This is a genomic window from Rhizobacter sp., assembly GCF_032229685.1.
In the GTDB taxonomy this organism is placed as follows: domain Bacteria; phylum Pseudomonadota; class Gammaproteobacteria; order Burkholderiales; family Burkholderiaceae_C; genus LMDS01.
The window spans coordinates 330,386-344,532 of record NZ_JAVTWP010000040.1; the positions used below are offsets into that span (position 1 = coordinate 330,386).

A 14,147-nucleotide genomic window follows, 5' to 3' on the forward strand; every position below is an offset into this window, starting at 1 on the left:
CACGCCGATGGCCACCGCGCATGCGCTCGAACTGAGCGACGTCAGCTGCACTTTCGTCGACAAGAACGACCCGAGCCAGCGTTACACCGCCGTGCGCGACGTGAACCTCACGGTCGCTGCCGGCGAGTTCGTCTCGGTTGTCGGGCCCACGGGTTGTGGCAAGAGCACGCTGCTCAACGTGGCCGCCGGCCTGCTCGCGCCGAGCACCGGCCACGTGAAGGTGTTCGGTGCGCCGCTCACGGGCATCAACGCACGCGCCGGTTACATGTTCCAGAGCGAAAGCCTGATGCCGTGGCGCACCGCGGCGCAGAACGTGATGGCCGGGCTCGAGTTTCGCGGCATCGCCGACGCCCGCGCGCAAGCCGAAGAGTGGTTGAAGCGGGTCGGCCTCGGCGGCTTCGGTGACCGCTACCCGCACCAGCTCTCGGGCGGCATGCGCAAGCGCGTGAGCCTGGCGCAGACGCTGGTGCTCGACCCCGACATCATCCTGATGGACGAGCCGTTCTCTGCACTCGACATCCAGACCCGGCAGCTGATGGAGAACGAAGTGCTCGCGCTCTGGGCCGCGAAGAAGAAGGCGGTGCTTTTCATCACCCACGACCTCGACGAAGCGATCGCGATGAGCGACCGCGTGGTGTGCCTGTCGGCCGGCCCGGCCTCGCACCCCATCGGCGACTTTGCGATCGACCTGAAACGCCCGCGCGACGTGGCCGAGGTGCGTGTCACGCCGCGCTTCGTCGAGCTGCACCAGGCGATCTGGTCGGTGCTGCGCGAAGAAGTGCTCAAGGGCTACCAGCAGCAGCTGGCGGCTTGAGGCGAGTGACGACCATGTGGAAACTCATCAAACCCAGCCACGCCAACCTGCGCGTCTGGCAGGTCGGCCTGCTGGTCGTGATCTTCCTGCTCTGGCACGTGGTCACGAAGCCGGGCCTGATCCCGCCCTTCGTGTTCGAGAACGACCAGCAGGCGGCGTTCTTCTTCGGCGAGCCGCTGAAGATCTTCTCGCGCATCTGGGCCTGGTTCTTCGGCAACGCCGACATCTACCAGCACCTGTGGGTCACGCTGCTCGAAACGGTGCTCGCCTTCGGCATCGGCACCGTGCTCGGCCTGGGTTGCGGCCTTTGGCTGGCATTGAGCCCGATGGCCGCGGCCATCGCCGACCCTTACATCAAGGCGCTGAACAGCATGCCACGCGTGATTCTGGCGCCGATCTTCGCGGTGTGGTTCGGGCTCGGTATCGCCAGCAAGGTGGCGCTCGGCGTCACGCTCGTGTTCTTCATCGTTTTTTTCAACGTCTACCAGGGCGTGAAGGAAGTGAGCCCGGTGGTGCTCGCCAACGCGCGCATGCTCGGCGCGTCGCAGAAACAGCTGCTGCGCCACGTGTACCTGCCGAGCGCCACCAGCTGGGTCTTCAGCTCGCTGCACACGAGCGTGGGCCTCGCTTTCGTGGGCGCGGTGGTCGGTGAATACCTGGGCTCGTCGCGCGGCGTGGGCTACCTGATCCTGCAGGCCGAGGGCGCTTTCGACATCAACACCGTGATGGCCGGCATTCTGGTGCTGACGGTGTTCGCGTTGATGCTCGACTGGGCCGTGGGTCGCATCGAAAAACGCCTGATGAAGTGGCAACCACAGGCGGGCGAAACCGAAAAACTCTGACGGAGGCAAGCGCGATGGCCAAGGACTTCGACGCCATGGAAGACAGCAACCGCTCTTCCAACCCCGACATCCACAGTGTCTCCGACCCACGCCGCCGCGTCTGGCTGCAGGGCGGCCTCGCGGCGCTGGCTGGCACTGCGCTGGCGCCGCTGTTCGCTGGCTGTGCGACGACCACTGCCGGCGCCGGCCCGCTGCTTGGCTTCAAGCCGATTCCGGCCAGCACTGCCGACACCATCGTCGTGCCTGAAGGCTATGTGGCCACCACCATCGCCGCGTGGGGCGAACCGATCGGCGTGGCCGGCAACATGCCCGCCTGGCGCGAAGACGCATCGGCCAGCGCCGCCGATCAGGCGGTGCAGATGGGCATGCACCACGACGGCATCCACTACTACGCGCTGGCCGGCAGCAGCACGCGCGGCCTGCTCGCCATGAACCACGAGTACGTCGACGACGGCCTGCTGCATGCCGGGGGGCTGACGCCGTGGACAGCCGAGAAGGTGAAGAAGGCGCAGGCCGCGCACGGCGTGGCCGTGATCGAGATCGAGCGCCAAGGCGAAGCGTGGGCGATGGTGCGGCCGTCGGCCTATGCGCGGCGCTTCACCGCCAGCACGCCGTTCGCGCTCGGCGGGCCGGCCGCCGGCCACGCCATGATGAAGACCGCCGCCGACCCGGCTGGCCGCACGGTGCTCGGCACCTTCAACAACTGCGCCAGCGGCAAGACACCCTGGGGCACCTACCTGTCGGGTGAAGAGAACTTCGTCTTCTACTTCGGCCTGGGCGAAGCCGAGCCCGACGCGCACCAGAAGCGCTGGGGCCTGCGCAAGACCGCGTTCTTCCGCTGGAACGAACACGACGAACGTTTCGACGCGGCGAGGCACCCGAACGAGTTCAACCGCTTCGGCTGGGTCGTCGAGATCGACCCGATGGATCCGAAGAGCACACCCGTCAAACGCACCGCGCTCGGCCGCGCCGCGCACGAAGGGGCCTGGGTCGCGGTCACGAAAGACGGGCGCGCGGTGGTCTATTCGGGTGAAGACGCACGTTTCGAATACATCTACAAGTTCGTCAGCCGCGACCGCATCGCGCCGGCCGGCAACGGCCTCACGCAGGCGCAGGCGAACCGCGAACTGCTCGACCACGGCACGCTCTACGTGGCCCGGTTCGACGCCGACGGCAGCGGCCGCTGGTTGCCGCTGGTTCACGGCCAGGGGCCGCTCACGGCGGCGAACGGGTTCGCCGATCAGGGCGAGGTGGTGATCAAGGCGCGCCAGGCGAGCGACGCGCTCGGTGCCACCAAGATGGACCGGCCCGAGTGGCTGGCCATCGACCAGCAGAGCGGCGAGGTCTTCTGCACGCTGACCAACAACAGCTCACGCGGCGCGAAAGACATGCCCGGTGTGGATGCGGCCAACCCGCGTGCCAACAACGTGATGGGCCAGATCATCCGCTGGAAGGAAGAGAGCGACTTCGACGCGACCACGATGCGCTGGAGCCACCTGGTGCTGGCCGGCGACCCGGCGAATGCACGCCCCGAAGCCAAGGGCAACATCAAGGGCGACGTCTTCGCCTGCCCCGACGGCCTGATGCTCGATGCGCGCGGCGTGCTGTGGATCCAGACCGACATGCACGCGACGCAGATGCGCCAGGGCGAACTCGTGCGCATCGGCAACAACCAGATGCTGGCCTGCGACCGCGGCAGCGGCGAGATCCGGCGCTTTCTCACCGGGCCGGTGAATTGCGAGATCACCGGCGCCACGCTCACGCCCGACGGCAGCACCATGTTCATCAACGTGCAGCACCCCGGTGAAACACCGAGCGACCGCAGCGACCCGAACGAGCCCGGCAAGTTCTCGAGGTGGCCCACGGGCGGGCGGCCGCGCTCGGCGACGGTGGTGATCCGGCGCACGGACGGCGGGGTGGTCGGCAGCTGAAGCCACGTCGCGGCACCGGCCGCAGCTGTCGGCCGGCCGTGTCCTACAGCGTGCGGCCGCAACGGCCGACAGACCGTCTCAAGTCGTTTGCCTAAGCTGTCCTCATCGAAAACAGATGGGGATCAGCCATGAAGACATTCCTTGCCATCACGCTCGCCTTGGCCGCCGCAAGCACCGTGGGTGCGGCCGAGCCGGATATGTCGAAGACGCCACTCGACACCGTCGCCGCATCGGTTCTGCCCAAGCTGCAGAGCGCCAACGGCATCGACTACATGAACGGTGGCGCCGGCACCGAAGGGGTCGACTACATGAAAGCGCGTGGCAACGAGTTCCCGCTGCAGATCACCTTCAGCGGCCGTGGTGGCGAGTACGCAGTGGCCGAAAAGGTCACCGTGCTCAACGCGGGCCGCGAGCTGATCTCGGTGCCCGACGCCGGCCCGCTGATGATGTTCAAGCTGCCACCGGGCAACTACACGGTCGAGGCCAGTTTCAAGGGCGTGGCCGAGAAGCGTTCCGTGTCGGTGGGCAACGGCATCAGCAAGATGAACTGGAACAGCCCGCGCGCTTCCGACTGATCGGATCCTTGTAGATGCCCGCCCTGCGACAGGGCGACCCGCGCTTGACCAACTCGCAAAAAAAAGCCCACCGGCCTGAGCAGGTGGGCTTTGCAAGTCCTCGAAAGGACGTCGTTGGGACTGGTGCGGTCTGCGCTCTGTTCGGGGTGATGTTCTTCGCCGAGCGTTGAAGACCTTGCGTTCGTGACCGCTTGCGCGGCCGCGTGTGACAGCAATGACGTGACTCTATGGGCGCGCCGCCGTGCGCACCATCCCCACTTTGAAGGAAGCGGGCGTGCGGGTCACAAAGATTCACCATTGATTCAAGCTCGGTGCGGGTTGTGCCATGGCGCCACAATGCCGGCATGCCCGCACCCCCACGCCGCCCGCCGAATCGCCCGCCCCATCGCCCGCCAGCGCGCGGCCCCGGCGGGCCGGCTGCACCGGTACAGCCAATCACGGAAGCCGAGCTCGAAGAACTGCAGGCCTTGCTCGACCGCGTGCCGGCGCCGCTGGAGGCGCTCGACGTGAGCATGCTCGACGGGTTCCTGTGCGGCGTGCTCCTGCAGCCCGACCGGGTGCCAGTGTCGCGCTGGCTGCCTTTCGTCACCGACGTGGATGGCCGCGCCCTGCCGCCGCGTTTCGACACGAGCCGCCTGCACCCACTGGTGCTGCGCCGCCACGCCGAGTTGAACGACGCGATCGACCGCCGCCAGTGGTTCGACCCGTGGGTGTTCGAGCTCGACGAAGAAGGGCGCGACTCCGATGACGACGCTCGTGATGATGGCTTCGACGACGCTGCCCCCGGCGACACCGACGCGGTCTACCCGTGGGTCGCCGGTTTCGCGTCTGCCCTGGAGCACTTTCCGGGTTTGATGGCGGGCGACGCCAAGGCGCTCACCGAACCACTCGCGCTGCTGTACCGCCACCTCGCGCCCGACGACCTGGAAGACGCCGAAGAGTTGCTCGCCGAGATCGACTCTCTGGAGCCGCCGGCCGACCTGAGCGAAGCGGTCGAAGGGCTGGTGCAGGCGACGCTGCTGCTGGCCGACATCTCGCGTCCTCTGCCTGGCCCGCAAGGCGATGCGGGCCGGCCGCGGCGCTCGCCGCCGCCACGTCGTCGCTGAACCGGCCCGACCTCTCAGATCGAGAGCGGGTCCACGTCCACAGCCCAGCGCAAGACCTTGGCGGTGCGCGCCTGCCGCGTGTCGTGCAGCGCCGCCAGCCACAACGCCAGGAAACGCTGCAGAGCGACACGCGAGGCCGATTCCACCAGCATCTGCATGCGTTCGACGTTGGCCACGCGTGCCACGCCGAGCGGCACCGGCGGGTACATCATCACCGCCTCATGCCCGGGTATTGACACCGCCAGCTCGGCGGCCGCCTGCAGGAATGCGCGTGCCGCTTCGGGCGTGCGGGCATCGGCGCGCAGGATCGCGAGATGCGCGTAAGGCGGCAGGCCGGCCATCTCGCGTTCCTTCAGCTGGCTCGCTGCGAAGGCCTCGAAGTCGTGTCGGCGCAAGGCCGCGTAGAGCGCATGCTGCGGGTGCCAGGTCTGCACCCACATCTCGCTGCGCGCGGCTTGTTCCGCATCGCGCCCGGCCCGGCCGGCCGCCTGCATCAGCAGCGCAAACAAACGCTCTGGCGCGCGAAAGTCGCTGCTGAACAGCGCGCCGTCGGGGTTCACCGCAGCCACGAGCGTGATGCGCCGGAAGTCGTGGCCCTTGGTCACCATCTGCGTGCCGACCAGCACGTCCACGTCGCCCGCATGCACGGCGCCGAGCTGTGCTTCGAGCGCGCCCTTGAGCCGGGTGCTGTCTGCGTCGATGCGGGCGATGCGCGCCGGTTGGCCGTCACTGCCGAGCAGCGTCTGCGCCAGCTGTTCTTCGAGCCGCTCGGTGCCACGGCCAAGCGGCGCGATGTCGAGGTTGCCGCACTCGGGGCAGGCGCGCGGCACCCGCTCGGTGAGGCCGCAATGGTGGCAGCGCAGCGTGCGGTCGAGCTTGTGGAACACGCGCCAGGCACTGCAATGCGGGCAGCCGCTCTTCCAGCCGCAATCGGCGCAGTGCAACACCGGTGCATAACCACGCCGGTTCAGGAACACGAGGCTCTGTTCGCCGCGGTCGATGCGTTGCTGCAGCGCGGCCAGCAGCGGCGCTGACAAGGCCGTGGTCACGCCCTTGGTCTTGGGCAACTGGTTCATGTCGACCAGCCGCACGGCCGGGAAGCTGCCACCGCCAATGCGCGCCGGCAGGGCCAGGCGCTGGTAGCGGCCTTCGTTCGCACGCTGCCAGGTTTCGAGCGACGGGGTGGCCGAACCGAGCAGCACGGTGGCCGATTCGAGCTTGCCCCGGTACACCGCCAGATCACGTGCCGAATAGCGCGCACCTTCCTGCTGCTTGTACGAGGGGTCGTGTTCTTCGTCGACCACGATCAGGCCGAGCCGTGGCATCGAAGCGAACACGGCCAGCCGCGTGCCCAGCACCAGATCGGCCAGTCCAAGGTGCGCCGCGAGCCAGCTGCGCAGGCGCTGCGCCGGCGTCAGGCCGCTGTGCAGAGAGACGATGTGGCGGCCGGCAAATCGTTCGGTGAAGCGCGCTTCAAGCTGCGGCGTGAGGTTGATCTCGGGCACCAGCACCAGCGCCTGGCGGCCGGCGGCCAATGCACGCGCTGCCGCACCGAGATAGACCTCGGTCTTGCCGCTGCCGGTCACCCCGTGCAGCAGCACGGTGTTGGCGCCGTCAGCCGCGGCGATCCATGCGAGCGCCTCGGCCTGTGCTTCGTTCAGCGCCGGTGCTTCGGTCGCGGCGGGGCCGGCCGGGCGTGCCGCGAGCGCTTTGTTCAACTTCTTGACACGGTTGGCGAGCTGCGCGTCGTCGAGCTTGCGCAGCTCTGGCGGCAGCACGGACAACGCCACTTCGCCCACGCTGCGCTGGTAATAAGCGGACGCAAATTCGACCAGCTCCAGCCAGGTTGCGTTGAGCGGCGGTAACGCTGGCAGCGCGTGTGAAATCGCCTTCAATTCGTCGACGGCGGTGTCGCCGGGCACCCCAGACCACACCAAGCCCGGCACCTCTCGCCGACCGAAGGGCACGCTCACCAATGTTCCCGGTGAGAGCGTGTGCTCACTGGTGTAGTCAAGCGGCCCGATCAGGCCGGTGTGCTGCGGCGCATCGACCGCCACCCGCAGCCGAATGAGTTCAGCCATTGCGCGGGAAAGAACAGTTATGGCTCAAAGCTAAAAGTTCCTGCAAAGACAGCCCGTAAGTCGATGATTTTGAAAGGCTTTTGAAACTCTCCACCCATTCTGTGGATAACTTTGTGCGTAACTCGACCTGAATGGCCGCAAACGCTTGCTGCGCTTGGGATCCCAAAAGATTGCCCGCTTTCGGGGCACCCGCCGACCCTCAATGAAATCAACAACTTGGCGCTGCTTGGTGAAAACCGCATGCTGCATCGCAACAGCCGTCACCACGCGAGCCGCGAGGTCAGATTTTGGGGATAAGTCAAGCCCTGAGCGCTCACTTACCTGCGAAATAACGATGTTGGCAGGTTGTCGAATTCCGGCGGGGGTGACGCGTCTCAAGCACTGCGGCGCAGCCGTCGCGAGACCTCGTGCACCGTGTCGACGAGCACCGACACGTTTTCGGGCGGTGTGTGCTGGCTGATGCCGTGCCCGAGGTTGAACACGTGGCCGGCGACGCTGCCGTCGGCATTCACTGGCGCGCCGAAGCTCTCGAGCGTGCGGGTCACTTCGGCGCGAATCTGCTCCGGCCCGGCGAACAGCACGTTGGGGTCGATGTTGCCTTGCAGCGCCACGCGGTTCCCGACCATCGCGCGCGCCTTGCCGAGGTTCATGGTCCAGTCCAGGCCCACCACGTCGGGGTTCAGGTCGGCGATTTCATCGAGCCACAGCCCGCCGCCCTTGGTGAACACGATGTGCGGAATGCGCTGGCCATCTTGCTCGCGCTTGAGCTGATGCAGCACCCGCTTCGTGTAGGCCAGGCTGAATTCCTGGAATGCGCCGTCGGCCAGCACGCCGCCCCAGCTGTCGAAGATCATCACGGCCTGCGCGCCGGCTTCGATCTGCGTGTTCAGGTACAGCGCCACCGCGTCGGCGTTGACTGCGAGCATGCGGTGCATCAGGTCGGGCCGGCTGTAGAGCATGGTCTTGACGAGCCGGTAGTCGTCGGAACCCGCGCCTTCGACCATGTAGCAGGAAAGCGTCCAGGGGCTGCCCGAAAAACCGATCAGCGGCACGCGGCCGTTCAGCGCGCGGCGGATCGACGTGACGGCATCGAACACGTAGCGCAGCTTGTCCATGTCGGGCACTTCGAGTTTCGCGACCGCGGCTTCGTCGCGCACGGGGTGCGCGAACTTCGGGCCTTCGCCGAGCGCGAACGAGAGGCCCAGGCCCATCGCGTCGGGCACGGTCAGGATGTCGCTGAACAGAATGGCGGCGTCGAGCGCGTAACGCTCGAGCGGCTGCAGCGTCACCTCGGTGGCGTAGTCGGTGTTGGTCGCCAGCCCCATGAAACTGCCGGCCTTCGCGCGCGTGGCGCGGTACTCGGGCAGGTAGCGCCCGGCCTGGCGCATCAGCCAGACGGGGGTGTGAGCGGTGGGTTGGCGCAGACAGGCGCGCAGGAAGCTGTCGTTCTGGAGCGGTGCGTACATGCGGCATTGTCGCAAAGGCGGTGGGGTCACCGCTTCAGCGCTTCCCCCATGCCGGCGCCGATAATCGGCGCTCCACCAAGGAGGCCACCATGCTCGCTCAAGACATCCTCGCCACCATCGGCAACACGCCGCACGTTCGCATCAACCGCCTGTTCGGCAACAGCCACAGCGTGTACGTGAAGAGCGAGCGATCGAACCCGGGTGGTTCGATCAAGGACCGGATCGCGCTGTCGATGATTGAAGCGGCCGAAGTGTCGGGCGCCTTGAAGCCGGGCGGCACGATCATCGAGCCGACTTCGGGCAACACCGGCGTGGGCCTGGCGATGGTGGCCGCCGTGAAGGGCTACAAGCTCGTGCTCGTGATGCCCGACAGCATGAGCGTGGAGCGGCGCCGCCTGATGCTCGCCTACGGCGCAAGCTTCGTGCTCACCCCGCGCGAAAAAGGCATGAAAGGCTCGATCGCCCGGGCGATGGAGCTCGTCGCCGAAACGCCGAACTCGTGGATGCCGCAGCAGTTCGAGAACCAGGCCAACATCGACGTGCACGTGCGCACCACCGCGCAGGAGATCGCGGCCGACTTCCCGAGCGGCATCGACGCCCTGATCACCGGCGTGGGCACCGGCGGCCACCTGAGCGGCTGCGCACAGGTCTTGAAGGCGATGTGGCCGAAGCTCAAGGTGTTCGCCGTCGAGCCCACCGCCTCGCCGGTGATCAGCGGCGGCGCGCCCAGCCCGCACCCGATTCAGGGCATCGGCGCCGGCTTCATTCCGAAGAACCTGCGCACCGAACTGCTCGACGGCGTGATCCAGGTCGAAGCCGAAGCGGCGCGCGAGATGGCGCGGCGTTGTGCGCGAGAAGAAGGCATCCTCGTCGGCATTTCTTCGGGTGCCACGTTGGCCGCCATCGCGCAGAAGCTGCCCGATCTGGAGAAGGGCGCCACGGTGCTCGGGTTCAACTACGACACCGGCGAACGCTATCTTTCGATCGAAGGTTTCCTGCCCACCGAGTGAGAGACGACTTGGCAGACGCGACGAGCCCGGCGCCGGGCCGCCCCAAGGCGGGCGAGATCCCCTCGGGGGATCGGGCGGCGTACGCGCCGAACGAGGGGCTGTCATGAAGCCGCGGATCCTGATCGTCGAAGACGAGCCGGGCATCGCCGACACGCTGCAATACGCGTTGCGCACCGAAGGTTTCGAGCCGCTGTGCTGTGCCACTGGCGAAGAAGCGCTGGCCGCGGCCCGCGCACAGCCGCCGGCGCTGGTGATCCTCGACGTCGGCCTGCCCGACACCAGCGGCTTCGAGGTGTTCAAGCGCTTGCGCGCGAGCAGCGACGTGCCGGTGGTGTTTCTCACTGCGCGCAGCGACGAGATCGACCGTGTGGTCGGCCTCGAACTGGGCGCCGACGACTACATCGCCAAGCCGTTTTCGCCGCGCGAACTGGTGGCGCGCGTGCGCGGCATCCTGCGGCGCGCCAACAAGCCGGCGCCTGCCGCCGCGGCCCCTGTGGCGGCCGCCGCGCCGCCGGTCCACGTCGACGAAGGCCGGCGCCAGATCCGCTTCTACGGCCGCGCGCTCGAACTCTCGCGCTACGAATTCGGCCTGCTTCAGACGCTGGCCTCGCGGCCCGGCCACGTGTTCTCGCGCGATGCGCTGCTCGACCGGGTGTGGGGCGACGCCACCGAAAGCCTCGACCGCACGGTCGACGCGCACGTGAAGACCTTGCGCGCCAAGATGAAGCTCGTCGCGCCGGCGCTGGAACCGATCCGCACGCACCGTGGCAGCGGCTATGCGCTGGCTGAAGATCTGCCCGGAACTCTGCCTTCGCCCGCTTGAGCAAGCGCACCCGCATCTTCATCGGCATTTTGCTTGCCTACGCGCTCGGCGTGGGCGCGCTGATGTACCGCCAGCTCGGCGACATCGACCCGCGCTACCGCGAGTCGGCCGAAGAGTCGCTCGTCGAGACCGCGCAACTGCTCGCGGTGCTGGTCGAAGGCGCGTCGCACGACGGCGCCTTGCAGACCGACAACCTCGGCCCGCTGTTCCAGTCGCTCTACGCCCGCCGCTTCACCGCCGACATCTTCGGCTTCGAGAAGACCCGCGTCGAACTGCGCCTCACGGTCGTCGACCGGAGCGGCCGCGTCGTGTTCGATTCGATGAACCGGCATGTCGGCGCCGACCACTCGCAGTGGCACGACATCCACCTCGCGCTGCAGGGCGAGTACGGCGCCCGCACCAGCCGCGATGTCGACGGCGACCCCAAGACCTCGGTGATGTTCGTGGCCGCGCCCGTGCGCGACATGGCCAGCGGCGGCGACCGCATCATCGGTGCGGTGAGCGTCGGCAAGCCGGTGCAGAGCTTCGGCCAGTTCGTCGAAGCGGCGCGGCGCAAGACGCTCCTGGTCGGCGCGACGTCGGTGGTGGCGGTGTTGCTGCTCGCGGTCATCCTGTCGGTGTGGCTGGTGCGCCCGTTCGGCGTGATCGCCGACTACGTGCGCTACGTGCGCGCACAGCGCTCGTTCAGCCTGCCGCGCCTGGGCCGGCGCGCGCTCGGCGCGATCGGCGCGGCCTACGACGAGATGCGCGACGCGCTGGCCGGCCGCAACTACGTGGCCGACTACGTGCAGACGCTGACGCACGAAGTGAAGAGCCCGCTCTCGGCGATCCGCGGCGCGGCCGAGCTGCTGCAGGAGCCGGCGATGGCCGACGCCGACCGCGCGCGCTTCAGCGCCAACATCGTGCGCGAGACGCAGCGCATCCAGGAACTGGTCGACCGCATGATGGAGCTCACCGCGCTCGAGTCGCGCCGCAGCCTCGACGAAACGGCCGTGATCGCGTTGCGGCCCCTGCTCGAAGAACTGGCGATCAGCGCGCGGGCCACGGGCGCAGCGCGCGGCGTGGCCGTGGAGCTGCTCGCGGGTGACGACGCGAACGTCGAAGGCGACGCCTTTCTGCTGCGCCGCGCCCTGGCCAACCTGATCGACAACGCGCTCGATTTTTCGCCGGCCAACGGCAAGATCGACCTGACGCTGCGTGTCGACGCGCGCAGCGTCGACCTGAGCGTGCGCGACCACGGCCCCGGCATTCCCGACTACGCCGAAGACAAAGTGTTCGAGAAGTTCTATTCGCTGGCGCGGCCCCATTCACGCAAGAAGAGCACCGGCCTCGGGCTGCCGTTCGTGAAAGAGATCGCCGAGCTGCACCACGGGCGTGTGACGCTGAAGAACGCGCCCGAAGGCGGCGGTGCGGTGGCCACGCTGTCGCTGCCGCGCGCCGCACCGGGCGTGTGAATGAAGCTCAGCGCAGGGCCGCTGCGGCCGGGCCGCTGAAGTCGGTTGGCATCGGCAGGCCGGCCTTCACCGCCTTCGCGCGTGCCGCCGCGTGGTTCATGTCGGCCACGATGAACCGGGTGGGCTTGCCGAGTTGCTGGGCCACCAGCAACTCGTCGCGTGCCACCTCGCCGCCACCGATCGCGACCAGCTGGTCGCTGCAGTCGACCATTGCCTGCGAAGTCGGCGAGAGCCGGGTCGTGCCCCGGACGAAGCCGCCCCAGCTGTCGTCGTGCACCTCGAACACCGTGTCGACGAAAGCCGACATCTGCACGCCGTTCGCGCGCGCCTGGGTCGAGACGATGCCGGTGGTCTCGAAGCCCAGCCGTTGCGCCAGCGGGTAGACCGCGCCGATGCCGTCGGGTGTGCCGCCGATGTTGACGATCGTGGTGGCCGGGTCCATCTCGTTCAGCACGAGCACGGCGTGGGCGATCATCACCGCCTCGTCTTCGTAGCCCGAGCCCGAATAACCGAGGAAGGTCAGCACCGTCTTGCCACGCGCGGCGAAGTGGCGGCGTGCTGCGTCGGCGCCGTCAGCCACGCCGCACCTCGCGCGCAGCATATGCCAGCACGGCATCGACCAGCGTCAGCAGGTTCTTCTGCAGCGGCACGAACCCGTCGTGTTTCGAGCGAGTGGCCTCGTTCATGTACAGGCGCTTGTTGATTTCGAGCTGCAGGCTGTGCCGACCCGAAGCCGGGTTCGAATACGCCCGCACCAGCTCGACGCCCTTGTACGGGTCGTTGACCTTCACGTGGTAACCCATGCCGGTGAGCGCCTCGCGCACGAAGTGGGTGAAGGCGGGCGCACAGGTCGTGCCGTCGCGGTCACCGAGCACGAAGTCCGCACGCTCGCTGCCGGCGCCACCTTCGCCCTGCGTGCCGGCCACCGCGTTCATCGAATGGCAGTTGATGTGATAGCTCACCCCGAAACGTTCGTGCGTGGCAGTGACCCACTGCTGCAGCGTGCGTTGGTAGGGCGCGTGGTAGTGCGCGATGCGCGCTTCGGTCTCGGCCACCGACATGCGGCGCGCGTAGATCGCGCGGCCGTCGTCGAGCGTGCGCCAGATCAGCGCCTTGCCGAGCTCGGCCTTGCCGCTGGGCACGTGCTCGTGCGGCCAATGGCCACCTTCGAGCAGGGCCAGGTCGATGTCGCCGGCGTGCCGGTTCGGGTCGATGTAGGTTCGCGGGAACTGTGCTGCGATCAGCGCCACGCCGCGCTCGGTGGCGGGCAGGTAGAGCTCGTCGATGAAACAGTCTTCGCCGTCGCGCAGGTCGAACTCGCTGACAGTGGCCTGCATGTCGGGCGGAAAGATGAAACCCGAATGCGGCGAGTCGAGCACCAGCGGCATGCGCGGCACGGCCGGGCCGTGAACCTCAACGGCGCTTCTTGTCATGCTTCTTCCAGTAGCCGAACTCGTCTTCGTGGACTTCGATGTCGAGCTCCATGATGCGCGTCTGCAGCCGTTCCTGCACTTCGAGCACGGCCTGGTTGTAGATGCTGGGCCCGATCTCTTCGACGAAGAAGTTGAGCAGCGCGGCGGCCTGGATGTTGCCGATCTTCTCGTCCATGTTGTCGAGAAAGTAGCGCTCGATCGACTGCACCGCCTGTTGGCGGGCGTCCTTGTTCAGCTCGATGCTCATGAGGGTGTTTTCCGGTCGGGCAAGCGCTCATCTTACGGCGGCCCGCCGCGTGCTCAGGGCAGCTTGCCGACGGCGCATTGCACACCGCTCATGGCCGCGCCGCCGCTCGCCTGGCAGGCGACCACCTTGCCGCTGGCCGGTTCGTGGAACCACACCATGCTGCCGTTGCCGCTGGACGCCACGCCGATCGGCAGCAGGCTGGGCGTGACCTGCATCTGCGAGCGTGCGGCAGGAATGAACACCGCTGCGGTTGCGAGCGCAATCAACGTGGCGGCGACGGAAAGACGGGGCAGTGAACGGGGCATGGCAGTCTCCTGAAAGTGGCGCCGCCATCTTCCCCACTTCGCGCCGACTTCACAATCCCT

The 14,147-nt window shown here is 67.6% G+C and carries 14 protein-coding genes; 8 read left to right on the forward strand and 6 right to left on the reverse strand.

What is annotated here, in order from left to right; genetic code table 11:
• The first annotated feature begins 7 nt into the window (after positions 1 to 7).
• From AC30PD_RS19670 to AC30PD_RS19690, 5 genes are all read left to right on the forward strand, one after another.
• On the forward strand, positions 8 to 814 hold the full coding sequence (locus AC30PD_RS19670; RefSeq protein WP_489537377.1) for an ABC transporter ATP-binding protein: 807 nt from the start codon (positions 8 to 10) through the stop codon (positions 812 to 814).
• Positions 815 to 828: 14 nt separating this feature from the next.
• Positions 829 to 1,656, forward strand: a complete 828-nt coding sequence (locus tag AC30PD_RS19675; protein WP_489537378.1) for an ABC transporter permease — start codon at positions 829 to 831, stop codon at positions 1,654 to 1,656.
• A 14-nt stretch (positions 1,657 to 1,670) separates the two neighbouring features.
• The gene (locus AC30PD_RS19680; protein WP_489537379.1) at positions 1,671 to 3,587 is read left to right on the forward strand and encodes a PhoX family protein; all 1,917 of its coding nucleotides are present in this window, start codon (positions 1,671 to 1,673) and stop codon (positions 3,585 to 3,587) included.
• Positions 3,588 to 3,715: 128 nt separating this feature from the next.
• Positions 3,716 to 4,162: a hypothetical protein gene (locus tag AC30PD_RS19685; protein ID WP_489537380.1), complete on the forward strand. Its 447-nt coding sequence runs from the start codon at positions 3,716 to 3,718 to the stop codon at positions 4,160 to 4,162.
• Positions 4,163 to 4,506: 344 nt separating this feature from the next.
• Entirely contained in the window at positions 4,507 to 5,268 is a 762-nt protein-coding gene (locus AC30PD_RS19690; protein WP_489537381.1) for a YecA/YgfB family protein, read from the forward strand.
• 14 nt (positions 5,269 to 5,282) lie between these two features.
• Here the strand turns inward: AC30PD_RS19690 and AC30PD_RS19695 are convergent, their stop codons facing one another.
• Positions 5,283 to 7,349, reverse strand: a complete 2,067-nt coding sequence (locus AC30PD_RS19695; RefSeq protein WP_489537382.1) for a primosomal protein N' — start codon at positions 7,347 to 7,349, stop codon at positions 5,283 to 5,285.
• Between the two features lie 374 nt (positions 7,350 to 7,723).
• A complete protein-coding gene (hemE, locus tag AC30PD_RS19700; RefSeq protein WP_489537383.1) occupies positions 7,724 to 8,815 on the reverse strand; it encodes a uroporphyrinogen decarboxylase in 1,092 nt (363 codons plus the stop codon).
• 89 nt (positions 8,816 to 8,904) lie between these two features.
• On the opposite strand from hemE, the gene cysK reads away from it, so the two are divergent.
• From cysK to creC, 3 genes are all read left to right on the forward strand, one after another.
• Positions 8,905 to 9,825 carry a cysteine synthase A gene (gene cysK, locus AC30PD_RS19705; RefSeq protein ID WP_489537384.1) on the forward strand — a complete coding sequence of 307 codons (921 nt, stop codon included), beginning with the start codon at positions 8,905 to 8,907 and terminating at the stop codon, positions 9,823 to 9,825.
• A 103-nt stretch (positions 9,826 to 9,928) separates the two neighbouring features.
• On the forward strand, positions 9,929 to 10,648 hold the full coding sequence (creB, locus tag AC30PD_RS19710; protein WP_489537385.1) for a two-component system response regulator CreB: 720 nt from the start codon (positions 9,929 to 9,931) through the stop codon (positions 10,646 to 10,648).
• Positions 10,645 to 12,102, forward strand: coding sequence for a two-component system sensor histidine kinase CreC (creC, locus tag AC30PD_RS19715; RefSeq protein WP_489537386.1), 1,458 nt, complete (start codon positions 10,645 to 10,647; stop codon positions 12,100 to 12,102). Before creB ends, creC begins: the two co-directional genes overlap by 4 nt.
• A gap of 7 nt (positions 12,103 to 12,109) precedes the next feature.
• On the opposite strand, the gene AC30PD_RS19720 is transcribed toward creC, so the two are convergent.
• The 4 genes from AC30PD_RS19720 to AC30PD_RS19735 are packed head-to-tail and all read right to left on the reverse strand — an operon-like array spanning position 12,110 to position 14,087.
• On the reverse strand, positions 12,110 to 12,682 hold the full coding sequence (locus AC30PD_RS19720; RefSeq protein ID WP_489537387.1) for a hypothetical protein: 573 nt from the start codon (positions 12,680 to 12,682) through the stop codon (positions 12,110 to 12,112).
• Positions 12,675 to 13,535, reverse strand: coding sequence for an N-formylglutamate amidohydrolase (locus AC30PD_RS19725; protein ID WP_489537388.1), 861 nt, complete (start codon positions 13,533 to 13,535; stop codon positions 12,675 to 12,677). Before AC30PD_RS19725 ends, AC30PD_RS19720 begins: the two co-directional genes overlap by 8 nt.
• Positions 13,516 to 13,782 (reverse strand): DUF2164 domain-containing protein, encoded by a 267-nt coding sequence (locus tag AC30PD_RS19730; RefSeq protein ID WP_489537389.1) that lies wholly within the window; start codon positions 13,780 to 13,782, stop codon positions 13,516 to 13,518. The genes AC30PD_RS19725 and AC30PD_RS19730 overlap by 20 nt, the downstream gene beginning before the upstream one ends.
• Positions 13,783 to 13,835: 53 nt before the next feature.
• Complete coding sequence (locus AC30PD_RS19735) at positions 13,836 to 14,087, reverse strand: hypothetical protein (RefSeq protein ID WP_489537390.1); 252 nt, start codon at positions 14,085 to 14,087, stop codon at positions 13,836 to 13,838.
• Positions 14,088 to 14,147: the final 60 nt, after the last annotated feature.